Annotated in this window: 21 protein-coding genes; 9 read left to right on the plus strand and 12 right to left on the minus strand. The window is 75.7% G+C overall.

All coding sequences use genetic code 11. The features are described from left to right. Window positions 1-106: 106 nt before the first annotated feature. Both ACIRRH_RS09210 and ACIRRH_RS09215 read left to right on the plus strand, forming a co-directional pair. A complete protein-coding gene (locus tag ACIRRH_RS09210; RefSeq protein WP_403063958.1) occupies window positions 107-826 on the plus strand; it encodes a response regulator in 720 nt (239 codons plus the stop codon). 133 nt (window positions 827-959) lie between these two features. Further along, window positions 960-1,370, plus strand: coding sequence for a pyridoxamine 5'-phosphate oxidase family protein (locus tag ACIRRH_RS09215; protein ID WP_403063961.1), 411 nt, complete (start codon window positions 960-962; stop codon window positions 1,368-1,370). A gap of 29 nt (window positions 1,371-1,399) precedes the next feature. Here the strand turns inward: ACIRRH_RS09215 and ACIRRH_RS09220 are convergent, their stop codons facing one another. Together ACIRRH_RS09220 and ACIRRH_RS09225 are read right to left on the minus strand one after the other, a co-directional pair. Next, a complete protein-coding gene (locus ACIRRH_RS09220) occupies window positions 1,400-1,981 on the minus strand; it encodes a TetR/AcrR family transcriptional regulator (RefSeq protein ID WP_403063964.1) in 582 nt (193 codons plus the stop codon). After that, on the minus strand, window positions 1,978-3,123 hold the full coding sequence (locus ACIRRH_RS09225) for a saccharopine dehydrogenase (RefSeq protein WP_403063967.1): 1,146 nt from the start codon (window positions 3,121-3,123) through the stop codon (window positions 1,978-1,980). Before ACIRRH_RS09225 ends, ACIRRH_RS09220 begins: the two co-directional genes overlap by 4 nt. Window positions 3,124-3,161: 38 nt before the next feature. Here ACIRRH_RS09225 and ACIRRH_RS09230 point away from each other — a divergent pair, with 38 nt between their 5' ends. Continuing rightward, complete coding sequence (locus ACIRRH_RS09230; RefSeq protein WP_403063970.1) at window positions 3,162-4,001, plus strand: alpha/beta fold hydrolase; 840 nt, start codon at window positions 3,162-3,164, stop codon at window positions 3,999-4,001. An 80-nt stretch (window positions 4,002-4,081) separates the two neighbouring features. Here the strand turns inward: ACIRRH_RS09230 and ACIRRH_RS09235 are convergent, their stop codons facing one another. Continuing rightward, complete coding sequence (locus tag ACIRRH_RS09235; RefSeq protein WP_403064719.1) at window positions 4,082-5,779, minus strand: GAF domain-containing protein; 1,698 nt, start codon at window positions 5,777-5,779, stop codon at window positions 4,082-4,084. A 392-nt stretch (window positions 5,780-6,171) separates the two neighbouring features. Here ACIRRH_RS09235 and ACIRRH_RS09240 point away from each other — a divergent pair, with 392 nt between their 5' ends. Then, entirely contained in the window at window positions 6,172-7,029 is an 858-nt protein-coding gene (locus ACIRRH_RS09240) for a universal stress protein (RefSeq protein WP_403063973.1), read from the plus strand. Window positions 7,030-7,211: 182 nt separating this feature from the next. Beyond that, the gene (locus ACIRRH_RS09245; RefSeq protein WP_403063976.1) at window positions 7,212-8,219 is read left to right on the plus strand and encodes an Acg family FMN-binding oxidoreductase; all 1,008 of its coding nucleotides are present in this window, start codon (window positions 7,212-7,214) and stop codon (window positions 8,217-8,219) included. A 30-nt stretch (window positions 8,220-8,249) separates the two neighbouring features. Here the strand turns inward: ACIRRH_RS09245 and ACIRRH_RS09250 are convergent, their stop codons facing one another. From ACIRRH_RS09250 to ACIRRH_RS09275, 6 genes are all read right to left on the minus strand, one after another. Continuing rightward, window positions 8,250-8,747, minus strand: a complete 498-nt coding sequence (locus ACIRRH_RS09250; RefSeq protein ID WP_403063979.1) for a copper chaperone PCu(A)C — start codon at window positions 8,745-8,747, stop codon at window positions 8,250-8,252. Then, window positions 8,744-10,981, minus strand: a complete 2,238-nt coding sequence (locus tag ACIRRH_RS09255; RefSeq protein WP_403063982.1) for a heavy metal translocating P-type ATPase — start codon at window positions 10,979-10,981, stop codon at window positions 8,744-8,746. Before ACIRRH_RS09255 ends, ACIRRH_RS09250 begins: the two co-directional genes overlap by 4 nt. Then, on the minus strand, window positions 10,978-11,139 hold the full coding sequence (locus ACIRRH_RS09260) for a hypothetical protein (RefSeq protein ID WP_224285458.1): 162 nt from the start codon (window positions 11,137-11,139) through the stop codon (window positions 10,978-10,980). Before ACIRRH_RS09260 ends, ACIRRH_RS09255 begins: the two co-directional genes overlap by 4 nt. Window positions 11,140-11,398: 259 nt before the next feature. Next, window positions 11,399-11,800, minus strand: a complete 402-nt coding sequence (locus ACIRRH_RS09265) for an NTP pyrophosphohydrolase (RefSeq protein WP_403063985.1) — start codon at window positions 11,798-11,800, stop codon at window positions 11,399-11,401. Window positions 11,801-11,925: 125 nt separating this feature from the next. Further along, on the minus strand, window positions 11,926-12,339 hold the full coding sequence (locus tag ACIRRH_RS09270) for a PPOX class F420-dependent oxidoreductase (protein WP_403063988.1): 414 nt from the start codon (window positions 12,337-12,339) through the stop codon (window positions 11,926-11,928). 44 nt (window positions 12,340-12,383) lie between these two features. Next, complete coding sequence (locus ACIRRH_RS09275; protein ID WP_403063991.1) at window positions 12,384-13,682, minus strand: D-alanyl-D-alanine carboxypeptidase family protein; 1,299 nt, start codon at window positions 13,680-13,682, stop codon at window positions 12,384-12,386. Window positions 13,683-13,837: 155 nt separating this feature from the next. Between ACIRRH_RS09275 and ACIRRH_RS09280 the strand changes: the two genes are divergently transcribed. Further along, entirely contained in the window at window positions 13,838-14,035 is a 198-nt protein-coding gene (locus ACIRRH_RS09280; protein ID WP_403063994.1) for a hypothetical protein, read from the plus strand. Here ACIRRH_RS09280 and ACIRRH_RS09285 read toward each other — a convergent pair. After that, the gene (locus ACIRRH_RS09285) at window positions 14,032-14,811 is read right to left on the minus strand and encodes a TetR/AcrR family transcriptional regulator (protein WP_403063997.1); all 780 of its coding nucleotides are present in this window, start codon (window positions 14,809-14,811) and stop codon (window positions 14,032-14,034) included. The two genes, ACIRRH_RS09280 and ACIRRH_RS09285, sit on opposite strands and share 4 nt — an antisense overlap. Window positions 14,812-14,892: 81 nt before the next feature. Here ACIRRH_RS09285 and ACIRRH_RS09290 point away from each other — a divergent pair, with 81 nt between their 5' ends. From ACIRRH_RS09290 to ACIRRH_RS09300, 3 genes are all read left to right on the plus strand, one after another. Beyond that, window positions 14,893-15,744, plus strand: coding sequence for a siderophore-interacting protein (locus ACIRRH_RS09290; protein WP_403064000.1), 852 nt, complete (start codon window positions 14,893-14,895; stop codon window positions 15,742-15,744). Between the two features lie 269 nt (window positions 15,745-16,013). Continuing rightward, complete coding sequence (locus ACIRRH_RS09295) at window positions 16,014-19,514, plus strand: S8 family serine peptidase (RefSeq protein ID WP_403064003.1); 3,501 nt, start codon at window positions 16,014-16,016, stop codon at window positions 19,512-19,514. Window positions 19,515-19,669: 155 nt separating this feature from the next. Further along, complete coding sequence (locus tag ACIRRH_RS09300; protein WP_403064006.1) at window positions 19,670-20,638, plus strand: alpha/beta fold hydrolase; 969 nt, start codon at window positions 19,670-19,672, stop codon at window positions 20,636-20,638. Between the two features lie 44 nt (window positions 20,639-20,682). Here ACIRRH_RS09300 and ACIRRH_RS09305 read toward each other — a convergent pair whose 3' ends face one another. Next, window positions 20,683-22,107 (minus strand): VWA domain-containing protein, encoded by a 1,425-nt coding sequence (locus tag ACIRRH_RS09305; RefSeq protein WP_403064009.1) that lies wholly within the window; start codon window positions 22,105-22,107, stop codon window positions 20,683-20,685. After that, window positions 22,104-22,976, minus strand: a complete 873-nt coding sequence (locus tag ACIRRH_RS09310) for a MoxR family ATPase (RefSeq protein WP_224284605.1) — start codon at window positions 22,974-22,976, stop codon at window positions 22,104-22,106. The genes ACIRRH_RS09305 and ACIRRH_RS09310 overlap by 4 nt, the downstream gene beginning before the upstream one ends. Between the last annotated feature and the right edge of the window lie 69 nt (window positions 22,977-23,045).

Consider the following 23,045-nt stretch of genomic DNA (forward strand, 5'->3'; position numbering starts at 1 on the left):
CGGTCCGAATGGGGCCGTTGGGCCCTGGGACCGCGGTCGGGTTCCGGGGGACGATGCCCTGGGCCCCGCTGGGAGTGTGCGGGGGTGACGAAGGTGGAGCCGCGTGATGGCGACCAAGACGGAGGGGGCCGAGGCCTCGGCTCCGGTCCGGGTGTTCCTGCTGGACGACCACGAGGTGGTGCGCCGCGGGGTGCACGACCTGCTGGACGGCGAGCCCGACCTGGAGGTGGTCGGGGAGGCGGCGACGGCCGAGCAGGCGCTCGTCCGGGTGCCGGCGCTGCGGCCCGACGTGGCCGTGCTGGACGTCCGGCTGGGCGACGGCGACGGCGTCTCGGTCTGCCGTGAGCTGCGCTCGCGGATGCCCGGGCTGGCCTGCCTGATGCTGACCTCCTTCGACGACGAGGAGGCGCTGCTGGACGCCGTGATGGCGGGCGCCGCCGGGTACGTGCTCAAGCAGATCAGCGGGACCGACCTGGTCGCCGCCGTCCGCACCGTCGCTTCCGGGCGCTCGATGCTCGACCCCGGTGCCGCGACCCGCCTCCTCAACCGTCTGCGCAGCGACGCCGAGCCCGCCCAGCCGGTCACCACCGGACCGGGCCTGACCGCGCGCGAGCAGGAGGTCCTCGAGCTGATCGGCGAGGGCCTGACCAACCGGCAGATCGGCGAGCGGCTCTACCTCGCCGAGAAGACCGTCAAGAACCACGTCTCGCGGCTGCTCGCCAAGCTCGGCGTCGAGCGGCGGGTGCAGGCCGCCCTGATCGCCACCGAGCTGCGCCAGGCCTCCGCCGCCGCGCAGCCCTCCGTGCTGCGCTCCGGCCGGTACTGACGGGCGGGCCGGGCGGGTAGGTCCGGGGGCCGTGGGCCCGGGGCCGACGGCCCGCCCGGCGGGGCCCTCGCCGGGCCCCGCCGGGACCATCGGCCCTCGCGACCCGGCCGGGGCCCGGGCGAGCATCGCTCGCATGAACCGCGACCACATCCCGAGCCCCCGGCCCGTCCCGTACGACCGCCCCGACCTTCCCGAACTCTGCGAACTCGACCGGAAGCGGTCGCTGGAGCTGCTGGCCCGGGCCGCCGTCGGCCGGGTGGTCTACACCGTCGACGCCCTCCCGGCCGTCCTCCCGGTGCCCTTCCGGCTGGCCCCCGGCGGTGTGCTGCTCTCGGCGCCGGCCGGCTCCGAACTGGCCCGGGCGGTCGACGGCGCGGTGATCGCCTTCGAGGCCGACGAGGTGGACGGCCGGGACGGCTCCGGCTGGTTCGTCACCGTCCTCGGCCGCGCCCAGGTCCGCCCGGCGGCCCGGGCGGCCCAGCCGGGCGGCACGGTCCGCATCCGCATCCGCCCGGAACTGGTCATCGGCCGCCGCCTGGCCTGAGCCCGGAGCGCGGGAGCGCCGTAGCGTGCTCAGGGCCCCAGCAACGCCCGGGCGGTGCGCAGGAGTTCGGCGTCCGCTGCCGGTTCCGCGGTGCCGGCCAGGCCGGAGCGGAAGAGCGAGGCGCCCTCGACCAGCATGATGAACACCCGGGCGCGGGCGTGCCGTTGCTCCTCCGTCAGGCCGGGGTGGCGTTCGGCGAGGAGGGCGGCGACCAGCTCCCGGTAGCGGTCGTAGAAGGCCCGGACGGCGGCGGCCACCGCGGGGTCGCGGGCGGCGAGTGCCCACAGTTCCGCGAAGAGCCGGACCAGCCGGGGGTCCTGTTGTTCGGCGAGGAGCTCGCCGAGCAGGGCGTCCTCCGTGCGGCCCGGGTCGAGCAGCGGGCCGAGCCGTTCCACCGAGCGGTCGAGGACGCGCCCCAGGACGGCGGCCACCAGCTCGGCGTGGGTCGGGAAGTAGTGCTGGAGGTGGCCGAGGCGGACGCCGGCGGCCGTGGCCACCGCCCGCATGGTCAGCTCGGTGCCGCCCTCGGTGACCAGCAACTCCTCGGCGGTGTCGAGCAGTTGCTCCCGGCGCTGGGCGCCCTTGCCGCTCAGGCCCCGGATGTTGCTCATGCCGCCTCCTCCGTGCCGCGCCGCCCGTCGGCCGCCGTGACGGTGACGGTGACGCCCAGCTCCGCCAGGTCCTCCAGGATCCGCCCGGGGCGCGGGGTCTGCTCCGGGAAGGCCACCCCGGCGGGCGGCGGGGCGCCGTCCGCGCCGAGCGCCCGGCGCAGTGCGAGCAGGGCGCCGACGGCGGTGAGGTGGGCCTGGCCGGCCCGGTCCTCGACGGTGGCGGTGAGGGCGCGCCCGCCGGAGGAGACGTCGGTGCGCAGCAGGGCGGTGCCGCCCTCGCCGGGCGAGTACAGCAGGGCGCGGCGGGCCGGCTCCCAGCGCTCGCCGCGCCCCCAGCGGAAGAACCCGGCGCGCCGGACGGCCAGCAGGGCGGTGGTGGAGGAGCGGGAGCTGAAGCCGATCCGGGTGGTGGCGGTGGTGGCGCCCAGGGTGAGCGGGAGGGTGAACTGCTCGGGGGTGTCGATCCCGGCGACCAGGGTCGGGGCGGCGCCGATCCGCACGGTGCGCGGGCGGCTGAGCGGGGCGACGGAGCGGCGCCGGCCGTCCTGCACCACCTCGTAGTCGAGCCCGAGGCGGTCCATGAACTCCACCGAGTCGGCGCCGGCCCGGTCCGCGAGGTCCCAGCGGACGGCGGTCTCGATCCGCTCGGCCCCGCCCAGCCGGTCCGCCAGGGCGGCGGTGACCAGGCTGGTCACCCCGCCCATCCAGGCGGAGGAGAGCAGCACCGGGGCGGTCGGGCGCAGCAGGGCGGCGAGCGTGGCGGCGCGCTGGAGCCGGGCGGTCCAGCGGGTGACGTCCACGTACGGGACGCCCGCGCCGACGGCGGCCCGCAGCACCCGGTCGTCCGGGTCGTTGACCACCCCGACCACGGCCCGGACACCGGCGGTGAACGGTTCGGGGTCGGCGAGGTCCCAGCGGCGGGCGGTGGCGCCGTCCAGTCCGGCGGCGAGGGCGGCGCCGCGCTGTTCGGAGCGGCCGGTGAGCAGCAACGGCCAGGTGGGGGCGGCGAGTCGGGCGAGTTCGGCGCCGACGGTGCCGTAGCCGCCGACCAGCAGCACGGGGCCGGCGGGGTTGTGGCCGATGCGGTCCGAGGGGAAGGTGGGATGAACGGGGCGACCGTGGGGAACGGGTTCGGTGCTCATGAAGACAAATATAGGTCGCTCGACCTAAAATTGTCGTCATGACTGAATCCGCCGTTACCGGTTCCCATGACGACCTGCGCTTCTTCGACAGCGGCCACGGCCGCCTCGCCTACCTCGACGCCGGTACGGGCGAGCCGCTGGTGCTGCTGCACGGCGGCCTGCTGGACCACCGCAGCTGGGCGGACCAGCTCCCCGCCCTCCTGCCCGAGTACCGGGTGATCGCACCGGACACCCGCGGCCACGGCGCCTCCGACAACGCGAGCCGGCCGTTCCGCCCCGCCGACGACCTGGCCGACCTGCTGCGCCACCTCGGCCTCGGGCCGGTGACCGTGATCGGGCTCTCCATGGGCGGGACGATCGCCCTCGACCTGGCCCTCGAACACCCCGAGCTGGTCGGCGCGCTGGTGATCAGCGGCAACGGCACCAGCCAGTCCGAGTTCAGCGACCCGTGGCTCGGCGAACTCGCCGCCGAGCAGGCGGCCGCACTCGCCGAGGGCGACGCCGAGCGCTGGCTCGACTCGTTCACCCGCCTCGCCTCCGGGCCGCACCGCCGCCTGGACGAGGTCGGCCCGGAGGTGGTGCGCCGGCTCAAGGAGATGACCCGGAACACCGTCGCCAAGCACACCCCCGACGAGCCCCAGTACCTGGTGCCGGTGACCGACACCTGGAAGCGGCTGACCGGGATCACCGTCCCGCTGCTGGCGATCAACGGCGGCATCGACTCGGTGGACCACATCAACCTGGCCGAACGGGCCGTGCGCACCGTCGTCAACGGCCGCGCGGTGATCGTCGAGGGCACCGGCCACTACCCGAACATGGAGCGGCCGGAGGAGTTCAACGCCCACCTCCTGGACTTCCTGCGCGCGCTGCGGGGCTGACGGCCCCGCGTTGCGGGGCCGCCCGCGCCCGGCAGGGCTCAGGAGCCGGCCGGGAGGGCGCGGGGCCCGGTCGGGAGGCCTCAGGACCCGACCGGGGCCTCCCACACCAGTCGGGTGCCGCCGCCCTCGGCCGGGTCGACGGTGAAGGAGCCGCCGACCCGGTCGGCGCGCTCGGCCAGGTTGCGCAGCCCGCTGCGCCGGCCGCCCTCGGGCACGCCGACGCCGTCGTCCGTCACGGTCAGCACCACCCGCCCGGCCAGGGCGCGCAGCGTCACCTCGACCCGGGAGGCCCTGGCGTGCCGGGCGGCGTTGCTGAGCGCCTCGGCGAGCACCGCGACCACGTGCTCGGCCAGCTCCTGCGGCACGTCGGTGTCCAGCAGGCCCTCCATGCTCAGCCGCGGCGCGAAGCCGAGCGTGCCCTGGGCGTCGGTGACCACCCGGGTGGCGCGGGCACGCAGGCCGCGGTCCGGCTCGCCGTGGGCGCGCAGGCCGAAGATGGTCGAGCGGATGATCTTGATGGTCTCGTCCAGGTCGGCCACCGCCCGGGCCACCCGGTCCGCCGCGGACCGGCTCTCGATCAGCCGGCCCGCGCTCTGCAGCGTCATCCCGGTCGCGAACAGCCGCTGGATCGCCAGGTCGTGCAGGTCCCGGGCGATCCGGTCACGGTCCTCCAACAGATTCAACTGCTCGGCGTCGCGCCGCCGTTCGGCCAGCTCCAGGGCGAGCGCGGCCTGGTCGGCGAAGCCCAGCAGCGGGCCGGTCTCCTCCGGCCCGAAGGCCGGCTGCCCCTGCGCCCGGGCCAGCAGCAGCACGCCCCGCCCGTAGCCGGCGCCGGTGCCCAGCGGCACCGCCACCGCCGCGCCCAGCCCGTCGAAGCGACCCGCCGGGCCGGCCGGGAAGCGGGCGTCACAGGCCAGCTCGTCACTGGTGGCCGGCGAGCCGGAGGCGTACGCGGCGCCGGACAGCGTGCCGTCCACCGGCACCGTCACCCCCAGCCGCGCGGACGGCGTGCCGCCCAGTGCGACCTCGACGGTCAGCTCCTCGGCCCGCTCCTCCGGGCCGGCCAGCGCCACCGAGACGTCCGCCAGCTCGGAGCCCGAGATCTCCCGGGCCCGGCGGGCGATCAGCTCGACCACCTCCAGCCGCGGCGCCCCCGACAGCAGACTGCGGGTGATCTCGGTGCTCGCCCGCAGCCAGCGCTGGCGCAGCTGCGCCTCCTCGTACAGCCGGGCGTTGTCGATCGCCACGCCGGCCGCGACCGCCAGGGTGGAGATCACCGCCTCGTCGTCCTCGTCGAAGTCCAGCCCGCCGCGCTTGTCGGTCAGGTAGAGGTTGCCGAACACCTCGCCGTGCACCCGCACCGGCACCCCCAGGAAGGTGTGCATCGGCGGATGGTTCGGCGGGAAGCCGACCGAGGCCGGGTGGTCGGACAGCACCGGGCAGCGCAGCGGCTGCGGCTCGCGGATCAGCTCGCCCAGGATGCCCTGGCCCGAGGGCGGCGGGCCGATCTCGGCGATCTCCTCCTCCGTCAGGCCCACCGTCAGGAACTGCGACAGGGTGTGCCCGTCCGGCCCGATCACCCCGAGCGCCCCGTACCGGGCGTCCACCAGGTCGGCGGCGGCCTCCACGATCCGGTGCAGCGCCTGCGACAGGTCCAGCTCACGCCCGACCGCCAGCACCGCCTCCAGCAGGCTGTGCACCCGGTTCTGTGTGCCGCGCGCCGCGTCGATCCGCCACTGGAGCTCCTCCAGCAGCTCGTCCAGGCGCAGCCGTGGCATCCGCGCGCCGCCACCCGCCGCGCTGCCGTCCGCTCCGCCCACCGCTGTCCTCCTCGTCGTGCTGCCCTGACCGGCCCGTCCACCGTCCGGACGTGCCACATCCGCCCTGCGGGCGGCCGCCCCCGCCGTCCGGCCCGGCTCGGGCGCCGTCCGACCAGCGGGATTGCCGTGTTCACGGTAATGCCCAGGTGTCGGTGGTGGGGACGGCGGGGTCCGCCGTAGGCTCCGTCGGGCGGGCCTTTCGGCCCGTCGTCCAGGGCCCTGGGGCCTCTGCCGCCGGGCGGTGGGGGGCTGACAGGGTGGGGGAGGAGCGGACGGGGCGTCAGAGCGCACCGCAGCCCGCACCGAACCGCCGAGCGTCGGCAACGTGTCGACAGTGTGGAGGAAGACTCATGACGTCAACCGTGCTGGCCGGGGTCGACGGCTCGCCGCAGAGCACCGCGGCCGCCCACTGGGCCGCCGCCGAGGCGGTGCGCCGGGGCGCCTCGCTGCGCCTGGTGCACGCCTGGCCGTGGCTGACCGACGGCGTGTCCTCCTACGCGGAGCCGGACGCCCTGCCCGAGGCCGTCCGCCGCACCCTGGCCGAGGCCGCCGAGGACATCCGCGGCCTGTACCCGGACCTGACCGTGGAGAACGACGCCGTCCTGGACGCGCCGGTGGATGGTCTGCTGGCCGCCGCCGCGGAGGCGGAGCTGCTGGTGCTCGGCTCGCGCGGCCGCGGCGGCTTCACCGGGCTGCTGCTCGGCTCGGTCAGCATGTCGGTGGCCGGGCGCAGCACGGTGCCGCTGGTCGTGGTCCGCGAGACCGGCACGCCGGGCGAGGGCGCGGCCGAGGTGGTGGTCGGCGTCGACGCCCACACCCCGGAGGCGGAGGTGCTCGACTTCGCCTTCCGCGAGGCGGCCCTGCGCGGCGCCCGGCTGCGGGCCGTGCACGGCTGGGACCTGCCGCCGGTGTTCGGCTACGCGGGCGGCGTCGTCCCGGCGGCCGAGCTCGGCCAGCTGGAGGCGCTGGAGGCCAAGCTGCTCTCGCTCGCCCTGGCCGGCCCCCGTGAGCAGCACCCGGAGGTCGAGGTGATCGAGGACGTGCAGCTCGGCGCCGCCCGCGCCCTGGTCGAGGCCTCCGCAGGCGCCGCGCTGGTCGTGGTCGGCCGGGGCCGGCGCCCGATCGAGTTCGGCCCCCGGCTCGGCCGGATCGCGCACGCCGTACTGCACCACGCCGAGGCTCCGGTCGCGGTCGTCCCGCACGGGTGACAGGCGGCCCGTCCGGTGGATCTGCCCCCGTCCTGATCCACCGGACGGGCCCGAGGACGGGCCCAAGGGCCCTGTCCCCGGCCCGCGCCGGGCGCGCACCCTCGAAAGCAGCGGGACCCCCGGGCGTTTGCGCGAACCCCGCGGTTGAAACCGAAGCCTCGCGGTTGAAGGAGTGGATCGCCATGACGTTCGACCCGGCTCTGACCCAGATGCTCAGCGCAGCCGACCTGCGCCTGCTCGCCGCCGCCGGCGGCGCGGCGCCGTCGCTGCACAACAGCCAGCCCTGGCGCTTCGTGCCGACCCCGGACGGACGCGGGCTCGCCGTGTACGCCGACACCGGGCGCTCCGTACCGCTGGCCGACCCGGTCGGCGCCGCGGTGCACGTCGCGGTCGGCGCGGCCGTGTTCAACCTGCGGGTGGCGGCCGGCCGGCTGGACCGGGAACCGGTGGTCCGGCTGCTGCCGGACGCCGCCGAGCCCGAGCTGCTCGCCGTGCTCGACCTCTCCCGCCCGGCCGCCGCGTCGGCGCCCTTCGGCCGCGACCTCTACCCCGCCATCGCCGCCCGGCACTCCAGCCGCGAGCCGTTCACCCAGCGCGACGTGCCCGAGTCGGTGATCGGCGAGCTGATCGATGCCGCCCGCGAGGAGGGCGTCGCGCTGGCCGCACTGGAGGAGGACAACGTACGGCGGGTGCAGGCGCTCACCGCCGAGGCCGAGAGCCGCAACGCCGCCGACCCGGCCCGCACGGCCGAGTCCCGCGCCTGGCTGCGGCCCGACGACGGCACCGCCGAGGACGGCATCCCGATGGCCGCGCTCGGCCCGCAGGACCACGACGCCCGGGTGCCGATGCGCGAGTTCGCCGGCCGGCCGCCGGAGGCCCCCGTGCAGCCCTCCCGGCGCTTCGAGGCGCTGCCCCAGCTGTGCACCCTCACCACCCCCGGCGACGGCCCGCTGGACTGGCTGCGCACCGGGCAGGCGCTGGAGCGGGTCTGGCTGCTGGCCACGCTGCACGGCGTCCGGCTCACCATCTGGCACCAGGCGATCGAGTGGCCGGACACCCGCTGGGCGCTGCGCGACCCGGCCGCCGGGCCGGGCCACGTCCAGCTGGTGCTGCGCACCGGCTACGGCCCGCCCGGGGCGGCCACCCCGCGCCGGACGGTCGAGGAGACCCTCGGGGACCGTCCTTCCTGAGCGACGGCCCCGGGCCTGTCCGCGGACCGTTCAGCGCGGGCGCTCGGCCGCCGGCAGCACCTGTGCGGCGAGCCGCAGCGGCGGGCTGTGCCGGAAGCTGAGGGTGAACTCCACCCACTGGCCGGCCCGCAGCGGCGGCGGGTCGGCGATCACCAGATCCGCGTCCTCCGGCGTCATCCGCAGCTCGCCGCCGGCCGGCACCGGCAGCGCCGGTGCCGGCTCCCAGCGGCCCGCCGCGCCCTGGTGCAGGTGCCGCTTCGGGGTGATCCGGCCGCCGAACTCCCAACTGGCGCCGGTCAGTTCGTCCGGGATGTCACCCGGGTTGCGGACCGTGAAGAAGGCCGCCGTGGCGCAGGCCCCGCCCGCCGTCGGCAGCAGCACCCAGCCCGGTCCGGCCTCCACCGGGCGGGCGCGGCCGGCCCCGCCGGCCGCCGTCCATCCGGTGAGCAGGACCAGGGCCAGCGCCGCCGCGCCGACCGGCGGGCCGGCCACTGCGAGCCGCTGCGACCAGGTGACCGGGCGCCTCATCGACGCCCTCCCCGCCGCTGTCCCCGCCCCGGCTCCCAGGTGCGCAGCCGCAGGCTGTTGCCCACCACGAGCAGCGAGCTGAGCGACATCGCCACCGCCGCCAGCATCGGGTTGAGCAGCCCGACCGCCGCCAGCGGGATCAGCACCAGGTTGTAGCCGAAGGCCCAGAGCAGGTTGGCCCGGATGGTCGCCAGGGTCTGCCGCGCCAGCCGTACGGCGTCCACCACCGCCTCGATGTCACCGCGCACCAGCGTCAGCCCGGCCGCGCCGATCGCGGCGTCGCTGCCGGAGGCCAGCGCCACCCCGAGGTCCGCCGAGGCCAGCGCCACCGCGTCGTTGACGCCGTCGCCGACCACCGCCACCGTCCGTCCGGCGGCGCGCAGTTCGGCCACCACCTCGGCCTTGTGCTCGGGGGAGGCCGAGGCGTGCACCCGCTCGATGCCCAGCTCGGCGGCCACCGCCCGGGCCGCGCCGGGGCCGTCCCCGGTCAGCAGCACGGTCTCCAGGCCCAGCCCGCGCAGCCGGCGGACTGCTCGCCAGCTGCCCGAGCGAAGCGTGTCGCCGACCGCCAGGACGGCCGCCGGCCGCCCGTCCAGCTCGACCACGACGGCCGTGCGGCCCGCCTCCCCGGCCTGCGCGACCGCCTCCGCCAGGGCCGGCGGCAGGACGGCGTCGTCCGGCCGCGCCACCCGGACGACCCGGCCCTCGACCGTCCCCGACACCCCGACCCCGGTGGTGGCCGCGAAGCCGTCCACGGCCGGCGGAGGCCCGCAGCGCTCCCGGGCCGCCGCCGCGACGGCCCGGCCGATCGGGTGCTCGGAGCGGTGCTCGACCGCGCCGGCCGCCCGCAGCGCCTCCTCCTCGGTGAGACCGCCCGCGGTGGTCACGGCGGCCAGTTCCATCCGGCCGGTGGTCAGCGTCCCGGTCTTGTCCATCACCACCGTGTCCACCCGGCGCAGACTCTCCAGCACCTCCGGGCCGCGCACCAGCACGCCCAGCTCCGCGCCCCGCCCGGTCGCCGCCAGCAGTGCCGTCGGCGTCGCCAGCCCGAGCGCGCACGGACAGGCCACCACCAGCACCGCGACCGCTGCCGTCACCGCCGCCTGCGGGGCCGCGCCCGCGCCCAGCCAGAAGCCCAGCACGCTCGCCGCGACCGCCAGCACGCAGGGCACGAACACCCCGGCCACCGCGTCCGCCAACCGCTGCGCCCGCGCCTTGCCGGCCTGGGCCTGCGCCACCAGTGCGGTGATCCGGGCCAGTTGGGTGTCCGCGCCGACCGCCGTGGCCCGGACCACCAGCGCACCGCCGACGTTCACCGTCGCGCCCGCCACCCGGTCCCCGGGGCCGACCTCGACCGGCACGCTCTCCCCGGTCAGCAGGCTCAGGTCGAGCGCCGAACCGCCCTCGACCACCACCCCGTCGGTGGCCACCCGCTCGCCCGGCCGTACCACGAACTCCTGCCCGGGCAGCAGCAGTTCGATCGGGACCAGGCGCTCCTCGCCGCCCTCCTCCCGCAGGCACACCTGCTTGGCGCCCAGCTCGGCCAGCGCCCGCAGCGCGGACCCGCTGCGCCGGCGCACCCGGCCCTCCAGCAGCCGCCCGGCCAGCACGAACAGCGGCACGCCGACCGCCGCCTCCAGGTACACGTGCGCGGCGCCGCCGCCGTCGGCGGTCAGCGAGAACGGCATCCGCATGTCCGGATCGCCGGCCCCGCCGAACAGCAGCGCGTACGCCGACCAGCCGAAGGAGGCCACCACACCCAGGCTGACCAGGGTGTCCATGGTCGCCGCCGCGTGCCGCAGCCCCTGCCAGGCCCGGCGGTGGAAACCGGCCGACCCCCAGGTCACCACCGGCACGGCGAGCGCGAAGCAGACCCACTGCCAGGCGGTGAACTGCGCCGACGGCACCATCGACAGCACCAGCACCGGGACGGCCGCCAGCGCGGTGACCAGCAGCCGCCACCGCTCGTCCGGCTCCTGCGCCGTCATCCCGAGCGGCGCCCCCTCGGGCAGCGGTTCGGCGGTGTAACCCGCCCGCTCGACCGCCGCCACCAGCTCCGCGACCGGCACCCCGGCCGGATGCAGCACCCGGGCCCGGCCGGTCGCCAGGTTCACCCCGGCCGTCACCCCGTCGATCCGGGCCAGCCGCTTCTCGACCCGGCCCACGCAGGCGGCGCAGGTCATCCCGCCGACCGCCAGGTCGGTGGCGACCACGGGCTCCGCGGCCGCGCTCACCGCATCCCGCCCATGTCGTGCCCACCCGTCCCGGGCGACGCCCCACCCCCGTCACTCGGCCGCAACCCGGGCGCCACCGGCCCGACCTGCCGCCCCACCCCGTAGGCCACCACGAACACCACCACCAGCAGCAGGACGAACCCCGCCAGCACACTCAACGGCCGGACACCCGGCGATTTCGCACTCACGCCCCAGCAGTCGGACGGGCCCCGCGGTTGGTTCCCGTACGGTCCGAACTCCCGCGCGAAGATCCCGCGCGAACAAGCGGATGGCGGGTCTCGCCCCGACCGGGCGGCGTCCGGACGATGACCGACCTGCCGTCGGCCCGGTTCGGCGGCCTCGGCGACGCGCCCTTCGCGCAGGTCCCGCTGCCGGAGGGCGGCCACGCCGCCGGCCGGCCCCGGGGCCGATCACGGATCAGGGCCGCACACTGCGCGGCCCGGTCACGGCGGCACCCAGCGCGCCGACCCGGGCTCGCAGTTCGCGGTCGGCGGTGACGACCAGGCAGGCCCGCTCCGGGTGTTCGGCACGGGCCGCCCGGACGACCTCCACGATCCGGTCGTCCCCGCTGCCGCTCGCCTCGACCACCCGCACCTGCGGGAGCCCGGCGACGCCCCGGGCCGCACCCTCCACCACCAGGACCACCTCCAGCGGTCCCGGCCGGTCCGGCACGCCCTGCCCGGCGACGGCGACCAGCGCGTCCCGCAGCCGCTCGGCGGCGCCCCGCCGGTCCCGCCACCAGCCGTCCGGGACGGAGCCGACCACGTTCGCGCCGTCGACCACCAGCAGGGGGAGCGGTGCGGCCTCGTTCTGTTCCATGGCCACCAAGCCTGCCATCCCGCCCGCTGCCCGGCCGCGGGCCCGCCCAGGAGCCGGTGGTGAGCCAGGAGCGGAGGCCGCCGAGCCCGGCCTCGTCGCGCGGCCCGGGGCGCCGGCGTCCGTGGTCAGTCCGTCAGGGTGATCCGGATGCCGACGGTGCCGCGCTCGCCGCGGCGCAGCCGGCTGCCGAGCAGGGTGAGCACACCGAGCAGACCGTACTTCTGGCGCAGCAGGGTGCGGTAGGCGGAGGTGCGCTCGGGACCGAGGATCTCGGCGGTGGCGGGGTACTGCTCGCCGGTCGGGCGGCCCTTGACGTCGCAGGGGCCGACCAGCACGTCGGCGCGGTTGCGGATCCGCTTGACCTTCCAGGAGTCCGTGACGGTCCAGACGCCGAGCGCCTCCCCGTCGCGCACCACCCACACCGGGGTCGGCACGGCGGTGCCGTCCTTCTTGTACGTGGTGACGAGCAGGTAGCTCCCGGCGGAGAGCTGGACGAGCCGGGCGAGCCGGTCCGCGGCGGAGGGGTCGGGCGTGGTCATGGCCGGAAGTCTAGAGGGCGCCCGGTCGCGGTCCGGGCCGTGGTTCAGCGCGGCGCCCGGGGCCCGCGGGTCCGGGCGGTGCGGAGCAGGACGCGGGCGCGGCGGGCGAGGTGCCGCCGGCCGCGGCCGCCGATGCCGCTCGCGCCGCCCCTGCCGTGCGCCGGGGCGGTTGCGGTGCGGCGGCGGCGGGCGACGACGTGGGCGGTGGCCCAGACGGCGACGGCGGTGCCGAGGACGGCGACGGTCCAGGCGGCGGGGACGAGACCGGAGCCGGTGCCGGGACCGGCGGGCAGCGGCGGGCGGGACCAGGGCGGCAGCTGTTCGGCGGCCTCGGCCTCCGAGGTGGGGGAGGGGGCCTCGTCGACCAGCCGGCCGACCGGCTGGACCTTCCCGGTGGCGGCGAAGCCCCAGTCGAGCAGGCTGGCGGCCTCGTCGTAGACCTTGCCCTGCGACTCGGGGTGCATCACCGTCACCAGCAGGGTGCGGCCGCCGCGTTCGGCGGCGCCGGTGAAGGTGGCGCCCGCGTTGGTGGTGTAGCCGTTCTTCACGCCGATCAGGCCCGGGTACTTGCCGAGCAGCCGGTCGGTGTTGGCGATGTCGAAACTGGTGCGCCGGCCGGTGAGCTTGTCCAGCCCGCCGGGGAAGCGCGCGGTGCGGGTGGCGCAGTAGCTGCGGAAGTCGGCGTTGCGCAGCCCGGCCCGGGCGAAGAGGGTGAGGTCGTAGGCGGAGGAGACCTGGCCGTCCATGTCGTAGCCGTCGGGGGAGAGCACCTTGGTGTCGCCGGCCTGGAGCGCCCGGGCGCGCTCCTGCATCTCGGTGACGGTCCGCTGGATGCCGCCGTTCATGTGGGAGAGGACGTGGACGGCGTCGTTGCCGGAGCTGAGGAAGACGCCCCGCCAGAGGTCCTCGACCCGGTACGGCAGGTCCTCCTTGACGCCGACCAGGCTGCTGCCGACGCCGAGGTCGGCGAGCTCGGCCGTGGTGACCTTGTGCTCCAGCGCCCGGTCGAACTTGGGCAGCACGGTGTCCGCGAACAGCATCTTGAGGGTGCTGGCCGGGGGCAGCGGCAGGTGGGGGTCGCGGGCGGCGAGCACCTCGCCGGTGGCCGCGTCGGCGATCAGCCAGGAGCGGCCGGTCAGCCCGGACGGCAGGGCCGGCGCCCCGGCCAGCGGCGCGACCTGGACGGCCGGGCGGCCGAGCCGCTCCCCGCCGACGGCGTGGCCGGAGTCCTGGGCGAGGGCCGACGGGGCGACGACGGTGAGTACCAGGGCGGCACAGACGGTGGCGCCGGCCGCGGCCCTGGTGACGGAAGGTGGCTTCTGCTGCGCTCGTTCGGGCTGCACACGGCGAACGTACCCGGGCCGCGGCCGGGCCGCCGGGCCTGCTGCTCCGTCCGGAGCCCCGGGACGGGCGGGGATGCGCGGCGGACGACTTTGGTGGCGGCGGTCCGCGCCGAAAGTCGGATGTCCGGCCGGGGGCGGATTCCTAGGCTCGGGGCATGAAGACCCTGCTCGGCTACCTCGGTTCCGTGTTGATCGTCGGTGGCGCCTCCGGCCTGCTGTCCACCTGGATCGACGGCTTCCGGCTGTTCGGGTTCGTCCGGGTCCTGGTGCCGGCGGGCCACGAGATCGCCGGGTACGCCACCCTGGTGGTGCTCGGCGTCCTGCTGGCGCTCCCCGCCGCCCGGCGGTGTTAGCAGCCTGAAGGCTCCCCGGCCGCGATGCCGTCGAGCAGTACGGCGAGCCCGGCGCGGAAGGCCTCCCGGTGGCTGTCCTGCGGGGCGCCGCCGCCCGTGCTCTGCAGGGCGGTGAGCAGGGGGAAGCGTTCCGCGAAGTCCGGTGCCAGCTGGGCGAGTCGGGCGGAACGGGTGGCCCACCAGTCCTCGTCGGTGACCCCGGTCGCGGCTGCCGCGCCGCGTGCGTCGGCGGTGGTGGCGGCGAGGCCGCGCACGAACTGCCAGAGCGCCGCGACCGCCCCGCGCAGCCGCCGCGGCGGGAGGCCGGCCGGCCTCAGCGCGCGCAACAGCGCCTCCATCGCGGCGAGTTCGGCGGGGCCGAGCACCGGGCGGGCCTGCGAGACCTGGAGCACCCAGGGGTGGCGCAGGTAGCAGGCGTACAGCTCCTCGGCCCAGGCGGTGACGGCTTCCCGCCAGTCGTCGGCCCCCTGGAGTCCACCGGGCGGTTCGGTACGGAGTTCGGCGAGTGCCCGGTCGTGCATCAGGTCGAGCAGTTCGGCCTTTCCGGGCACATAGGTGTAGAGCGCCATCGCGGTGCGGCCGAGCCGTTCGCCCACGGCGCGCATCGACAGCGCGGCCATGCCCTCGGCGTCGGCCACCGCGATTCCGGCGGACACGATCGCGTCCGCACTCAGGCCCGGCTTGGGGCCGCTGCGCCCGGCGCGCGGCTCCTCGGGCGCGCCCCAGAGCAGGGCGAGCGAGCGATGGGCGTCTCCCTGCCCGGCGTAGACGGTCATCCGAGGTCTCCTTATGGCGTAAAGTGTCGTGCCGACGGCAACTCTTTATGCCGTAAGGTTACCAACCGAAGGGGTTTCGCGATGACATTGCCCGTCACCTTCGTCGAGGTTGTCGAGGTCCGGCGGATCACGCCGCGCACCGCCCGGATCACCTTCGCCGCCGAGGAACTGCCCGACACCGTCGGCACCGCCCCCGACCAGCAGCTCAAGCTCTGCTTCCCACGCCCCGGGCAGCGCGAGCCGGTGCTGCCCGCCCGGCAGGGCGACCCGATGGGCTGGTACCAGGCCTACCAGGCGATCCCCGAGGCCGAGCGCCCGGTGATGCGCAGCTTCACCCTGCGCCGACGGCGGCCCGGCACCCGGCTGGTCGAGATCGACTTCGTGCTGCACGGCGACACCGGCCCGGCCGCGGCCTGGGCGCTGCGGGCCGCGCCGGGGGACCGGCTCGGGATGGTCGGCCCCTCCGTGCTGTACGCCCCGCCGGTCGCGTTCGCCGAGGCCGCGGCGGCCGCCGACTGGGTGCTGCTGGCCGGCGACGAGACCGCGCTGCCGGCGCTCGCGACCCTGGTCGAGGCGCTGCCCGCGGGGGAGCGGGTGTACGCGTGGATCGAGGTCGCGGACCGGGCGGAACGTCAGGACCTGGAGAGCCGTGCCGACCTGGAGGTGGAGTGGCTGTACCGCGACGGCGCGGCCCCGGGCACCGTGCTGACCGAGGCGTTCCGGGACGCCGTGCTGCCGGGGGGTGAGCCCTTCGTCTGGCTGGCCGGGGAGGCGGGGGCGGTCCGGACGATCCGTCGGCACCTGGTCGAGCGGCAGGGGGTGCCGAAGGAGAACATCGACTTCACCGGCTACTGGCGCCACCGGCTGACCCAGGACGACGCGCCCACCGCCGAGGACCTGGCGGACGCCCAGGAGCGGGTGGCCGGGTACTGACCGGGCCGGGCGGCCGCCTCGACGGGAGCCGGGCGGCCGTTTCGTCGGGCGGTGGCGCGGGAAGGGAGTCCGCCATCGTCCTTCCCGCGGCGGGCCGCCCGGTTCCGGTAAGGGCCGATCGGTTGAAAGATGCGGATTCGGCCCGATTTCCTCCGTGAATTTTACTGATTGATGGTCAACTTTACTTTCTGATGGGGATTTACCCCCTTGTCGTGATCCTCTCGGGTGCGTTGGAATGCGTCAGCTATCCATCTGACGAGAGGATTTATATGATCGGCTGGCGGAAAACCCAGCTAGCAGCCGCCGTCACGGTCACCGCCGCGTCCATGGTCCTGAGCCTCGGGACCATCGCCGGCGCGGCCCCGGCCCCCGACCCGAAGAACGCCCAGGCGGCGTCCGCGGACGGGGCTCCGGTGCCGGTGATCGTGATCCTGAAGGACCAGATCGCGGACGCCCCGGCCGACCACGGCCACCTGGGCGCCCGGCAGCAGAAGGCCGCCGACGCGCAGGCGCCGCTGCTGAACAAGGTCAAGGCGGGCGGCGGCACCGACATCAGGAGTTTCGTGGTCGGCAACGCCTTCTCGGCCACGGTCAGCCCCGCCCTGCGGGCCCAGCTCCAGGCGGACCCGGCCGTCTCCGCCGTGGTGGCGGACGCCCAGGTCCAGGTCGCCCCGGCGGCGGCCGGCAAGGCGAAGGCGGCCAAGGAGGCCGCCGGTGCCGCCGACGCCAAGGCGCCCAAGGCCGACGCCGCTCCGCAGGCCGTTTCGGGCAGCAACGGTCAGGGCGCCGAGGAGAACGCGACCAACACGGTCTGTCCCTCCGACCCGAGCAAGCCGCTGCTGGAGCCCGAGGGCCTGTACTCGACCCGGGCCGTCACCGGCAACGGCAAGCCCGGCGTGGAGGACCTGGCCACCGGCAAGGGCGTCAAGGTCGCCTACATCGCGGACGGCCTCGACCCGAACAACCCGGACTTCATCCGGGCCGACGGCTCGCACGCCGTGGTCGACTACCAGGACTTCGCGGGCGACGGCTGGGACGCGCCGACCGGCGCGGCGGAGGCCTTCGGCGACGCCTCGGCGGTCATCGCCCAGGGCCGCCAGGTCTACGACGTCTCCAAGTTCGTCAACTCCTCGCACCCGCTCCCGGCCGGATGCAACATCCGCATCCGCGGCCTCGCCCCGGACGCCGACCTGGTCGCGCTGAAGGCCGGCGGCGAGATGATGTCCAACTCCTCGATCCTCCAGTCGATCGACTACGCGGTGCGGGTCGCCCACGTGGACGTGCTGAACGAGTCCTTCGGCGGCAACGTCACCCCGGACAGCGGCGCGCACGACACCATCTCGCTCTTCAACGAGCAGGCCGTCAAGGCCGGTGTCACCGTCGCCGTCTCCACCGGTGACGCCGGGATCAGCGGCACGATCGGCACCCCGGCCACCGACCCGTACGTGATCGCGGTCGGCGCCTCCACCGACAACCAGAACTACCAGCAGACCGGTTACGCGGCCTCCCGGTTCTCCAACAGGACCTGGAGCGACAACCGCATCTCCGCGCTCTCCTCGGGCGGCTTCACCCAGGCCGGCCGGACGGTCGACCTGGTCGCGCCGGGCGAGTCGGACTGGGCGCTGTGCACGCCCGACACGAGCAAGTACACCGACTGCACGGGCTACAACGGCCAGCCCTCGCCGATCCAGCCGTTCGGCGGCACCAGCCAGTCGGCCCCGTTCGTCACCGGCGCCGCGGCCCTGGTCATCCAGGCCTACCGGGACACCCACGGCGGCGACTCGCCGTCCCCGGCGCTGGTGAAGAAGTTCCTCACCGGCACCGCCACCGACCTCGGCGTGCCGGCCGAGGAGCAGGGCGCCGGCCTGCTGAACGTCCGCGCCGCCGTCGAGGCCGCCCGCGGCTACGACGACGGGGACGGCACCGACGGCGCGAAGACCGTCGTGGTCAACACCGGCCAGGTCGACATCGCCGGCGCCCCCGGCTCGACCCACACCGCCGACGTGTCCGTCACCAACACCAGTGACAGCACCCAGACGGTGAGCGCCGCGACCCGCAGCTTCGCCCCCCAGTCGAGCAACCGGCAGACCGTCCAGCTGGACCCGTCCTCCAAGGACACCTTCAAGTACGCGACCAACGGCGCGGACTGGGTGCAGAAGCAGGTCAAGTTCACCGTTCCGGCCGGCGCCGACCGCCTCGCGGCCTCGATCGCCTGGCAGGGCGCGCCCAACCCGGTCTCCAACGGCCCGGTGGTCCGCATGACGCTGCTCGACCCGTCGGGCCGCTTCGAGACCAACACCCGTCCGCAGGGCGGCGCCACCCCGGCCGACTTCGGCCTGGTGGACGTTCCGCACCCGGTGGCCGGCGAGTGGACCGCGATCCTCTACACCCCGGCCGGCAAGGCCGGTTACAGCGGCGCGGTCCAGCTGGGCACCGCCACCCAGCGCGCGGTGCCGGCCGGCGCCGTGAGCCCGAGCACCACCGACCTGAAGCCTGGCCAGACCAAGACCCTCAAGGTCCAGCTCACCACCCCGGCCACCAGCGGCGACACCAGCGAGGCCGTCCTGGTCTCCAGCTCCAACGGCAACACCACCAGCGTCCCGGTCGTGCTGCGCAGCCTCGTCCCGGTCAACCAGGGCAAGGGCACCTTCACCGGCACCATCACCGGCGGCAACGGCCGCAGCGCCTCGCCGACGCAGAGCTTCTCGTACGCCTTCGACGTCCCGAAGGGCCAGAAGGACCTGCGGGTCGGCCTGACCGTCGGCAAGGACTCGAAGCTGCTCATGCAGGGCGCGCTGATCAGCCCGAACGGCACCCCGGTCGACATCGAGGGCAACGGGCAGTTCGACGTCCAGGGCAACCTGACCGGCAACGGCAACGGCGTCTCGGCCACCACCGTCAACCCGGCCGCCGGCCGCTGGCGGTTCGTCCTGAACGTGCTCGGCCCGGTCAGTGGCCAGGAGCTCGCCCAGGACTTCACCGGCACCGTCGCGTTCAACCAGAACCAGGCCACCGCGGCCGGTCTGCCGAACGACGCCCGCACCGCGCTGGCGGCCGGCAAGCCGGTCACCGTCCAGGTGAACTACACCAACAACACCGTCGCGACCCAGCGGATCGCGGCCGACGGCCGGCTGGACCGCCGGGTGGACCTGCCGCTGGTGCCGCAGGGCGCCTCGGCGACCGTCAGCCTGCCGCTGAGCCTCAGCTCCACGGTGCCGTCCTTCCTGGTGCCGCCGGGCACCGACCGGCTCAAGGCCGTGGCGGCGTCCTCGACGCCGGCGCAGATCGAGCTGAGCGCCACCGCCGGCTCGCCGGACCTGTTCGGCGACCTGAAGAAGGCCCAGGACGGCTCGACCGTCTCGGTCGTGACCGACAACGGCACCGCCGAGCAGCCGGTCGTCCCCGGCACCTGGGGCACCTTCGTCCAGCAGATCGGCCCGTTCGGCAACGGCGGCGCGCCGGCCGGCACCTCCACCATCACGGCCACCGCGCACACCCAGGCCTTCGACCCGGCGCTGACCTCCAGCACCGGTGACCCGTACGCCGCCTCGGTGAACGCCTCGGCCGCGGCCGCCACCCCGGTGACCGTCGCCCCCGGCGCCACCGGCTCGCTCCAGGTGACGCTGACGCCGACCGGCCCGAAGGGCAGCACCGTCAAGGGCGTGCTGTACCTGGTGTCCGGCCCGACCGGCGTGGCCACCGCCAACAACGTCCTGAACACCACCGGTTCGGTGCTCGCGGCGATTCCGTACAGCTACACCGTGAACTGACGTCACGCCAGTTCGCCCGAGGCCGAGGCCGTCCCGGACTTCCGGGGCGGCCTCGGCCGCTTTCCGGGGGCGGTTCCGGGAAACTGTCGCCGGCCCCGGGTCGTTGGTTCGGTCAGGGGCCGCAGCGGCCCGACCGACCGATCAGGGAGCGGGAGTTGAACGACGCGATCAGGCACCACGAGGTCGAGGTCAACGGCGTACGGCTGCACTACGCGGAACAGGGCGAGGGGCCGCTGGTCCTGCTGCTGCACGGCTTCCCGGAGAGCTGGTACTCCTGGCGCCACCAGATCGCGCCGCTCGCCGAGGCCGGCTACCGGGTCGTCGCGCCGGACCAGCGCGGGTACGCCCGCAGCGAGCAGCCCGAGCGGGTGGACGCCTACACCCTGCTGCACCTGGTCGGCGACGTGACCGCGCTGATCGGCGCGCTCGGTGAGGAGCGGGCGGTGGTGGTCGGGCACGACTGGGGCGCGCCGGTGGCCTGGGCCACCGCGGCGCTGCGGCCGGACCTGGTGCGCGGGGTGGCCGGGCTGAGCGTGCCGCCGCTGCCGGTGGGCGGCCCGCCGCCGCTGGAGGCCGCCCGGGCGGCCTTCGGCGAGGGCTTCTACCAGGTCTACTTCCAGGAGCCCGGCCGGGCCGACGCCGAGCTGGCCGCGGACGTCCGGGCCAGCCTGCGCCGCATCCTCTGCGGGAAGTCGCCGGACGGCAAGCCCCGGCTGTGGATCGTCCCCGAGGGCAAGGGCCTGCTGGACGGCATCCCGGAGCCGGAGCGCCTGCCGGACTGGCTCACCGAGGAGGACCTCGACGCCTTCGAGGCCGACTACGCCCCGCGCGGCGAGCGGGCCTTCACCGGCGGGCTCAACTGGTACCGCAACCTCGACCGCAACGCCGAACTGCTGGCCGCCTTCACCGGGGTGACGGTCGACGTGCCCGCGCTGTTCGTCGTGGGGGAGCAGGACCTCGTCAACGCGATGGTCCCGCGCCCGGTGCTGGACCACCTGCTGAGCCTGGTGCCCAAGCTGCACCGGCACGTCCGACTGCCGGACACCGGGCACTGGACGCAGCAGGAGCGCCCGGCCGAGGTCACCGAGGCGCTGCTGGACTTCCTCGCGCACCTGGAGAAGTAGGCGCTCGGCGCCGGCCGGGTCCCGCCCGGGGCCCGGCCGGCCGGCTACACGGGCAGTAGGCGGGTGATCAGTTCGCCGAGGCGGCGGGCGTTGCGGCAGGAGTGCATCTCCACCACGCCCGCGTAGGCGAGTGCGGCGGAGTCGCCGGTCGGCCAGAGCGAGGGCTGCTCCGGGTTGAGCCAGAACACCCGGCGGGCCCGGCCGGCGATCCGGCGCAGCGCGTCCAGGTTGGGGTCGCGCTGGTTGTTCCTGGCGTCGCCGAGGACCAGCACGCAGGTGCGCGGGCCGACGGCGTCCAGGTGGCGGTCCGCGAACTCCCCGAGCGCGGAGCCGTAGTCGCTGTTGCCGTGGTAGCCCGTCACCTTGGCCCCGGTGAGGATCCGGGCGGCCAGGCGCGCCGGGTCGTCGCCGCCGCGGAGCAGGCCGGTCACCTCGGCGGTGCGGTTGACGAAGGCGAACACCCGGACCTTGCTGAACTGTTCGCTCATCGCCTGCACCAGCAGCATGGTGAAGTCGGCGAAGCCCGCCACCGAGCCGGAGACGTCGCACAGCAGCACCAGCTCGGGGCGGGCCGGGCGGCGCAGCCGGTAGGCGGGGCGCAGCGGCACCCCGCCGGTGGTCAGCGAGCGGCGCAGGGTGCGGCGCAGGTCGATCTCGCCGCGGGCGGCGCGGCGGCGCCGGGCGGCCAGCCGGGTGGCCAGCTTGCGGGCCAGCGGGTGGACGGTGCGGCGCAGTTCGGCGAGCTGGTCACGGCCGGCGTAGAGGAAGTCGACCCGGTCGGCGGTGGGGGCGACGGCGCGTTCGGCGATCCGCTCGGGGCCGCGCAGCTCGGCGACCCGACGGCGGGCCTCGCCGGCGGCCATCGCGCGGAAGTCCCGGATGCGGCGGCGGATCTCGTCGGCGAGCACCCGGTCGGAGAGGTCCTGGGTGTCCTGACGCTCGCGCAGGGCGGCCAGGACGCGGGCGAGCAGCGTGTCGGGGGCGAGCCGGCCGAGCGCCTGCTGGGCGGACCAGCCGTCGGAGCCGGGCGAGCCGCCGGCGCCGTACCGGCCGAAGGCCTCCACCACCTCGCCGGCCAGCCGGGCCTGGGCGGCGCGGTCGTCGGCGGCCAGCGCGGCGGCGAGGCGGTCGCGCAGCTGCTCGCGCAGCGGGTCGGGGCGGCCGAAGCGCGGCGGCTCGGGGTCGTCGGGGACCGGCGGCGGGTCGGCCCGGACGGCCTCCGGGGTGCCGACGCCGAGCGGGAAGAACAGGTCGAAGGCGGCGTCGAAGACCGTTCGCTGGCCCTCCGAGCGCAGCAGGGCGGCGGCGAGGCCGGCCCGCATCTGCTCGCGGTCGGCGAAGCCGAGGACGTCCAGCACGGCGGCGGCGTCCACCGTCTCGGCGGGGCCGGTCCGCAGGCCGTGTCCGCGCAGGGCGCGGACCAGTCCGGTGAGGCGGGCGGCGGTGTCCGTCCGGTGGGGCGTCGTCATGCGAGGGTGAGCTTCTCGGCGGCCCTGCGGACGTCGTCCTGGTGCTTGAGGATCACCCCGAGGGTGTCCCGGACGACCGTCTCGTCCAGGGTGTCGGCGCCGAGGGCGAGCAGGGTGCGGGCCCAGTCGATGGTCTCGGCGACGGAGGGCGCCTTGCGCAGCTCCATCGCGCGCAGCGCGCCGACGACCCGGACCAGCGACTCGGCCAGCGTCTCGTCCAGGCCGGGCACCTTGAGCCGGACGATCCGGCGCTCCAGCTCGGCCTCGGGGTAGTCGAGGTGGAGGAAGAGGCAGCGGCGGCGCAGCGCCTCGGAGAGCTCGCGGGTGGCGTTCGAGGTGAGCAGGACGAAGGGGCGGCGGCTCGCGGTGATGGTGCCCAGCTCGGGGACGGTGACCTGGAAGTCGCTGAGCACCTCCAGCAGCAGCGCTTCCACCTCGACGTCGGCCTTGTCCATCTCGTCGATCAGCAGCACGGTCGGCTCCTCGCCGCGGATCGCGGTGAGCAGCGGGCGGGTGAGCAGGAACTCCTCGCCGAAGATGTCGGTGCGGGCCTCCTGCCAGCCCTCGTCACGGCCGGCGGTGATCCGCAGCAGTTGCTTGGCGTGGTTCCACTCGTAGAGGGCGCGGGCCTCGTCGATGCCCTCGTAGCACTGGAGCCGGACCAGCCGGGCGCGGCCGATCTCGGCCACCGCCTTGGCGAGTTCGGTCTTGCCGACCCCGGCGGGGCCCTCGACCAGCAGCGGCTTGCCGAGCCGGTCGGCGAGGAAGACGGTGGTGGCCACGGCGGTGGAGGCCAGGTAGCCGGTGGCGGCCAGCTGCTCGGCGGCGTCCGCCACCGAGGTGAAGAAGCCCGTGCCGTTGTCGCTCATCAACCCGCCCCGTTCCGGTTCGCCGTCTCCGTGCGGCGCCACCCTACCGGCCGGTCACTTCGCTGTCTC

The organism is Kitasatospora sp. NPDC101235, assembly GCF_044767505.1.
Taxonomy (GTDB): domain Bacteria; phylum Actinomycetota; class Actinomycetes; order Streptomycetales; family Streptomycetaceae; genus Kitasatospora.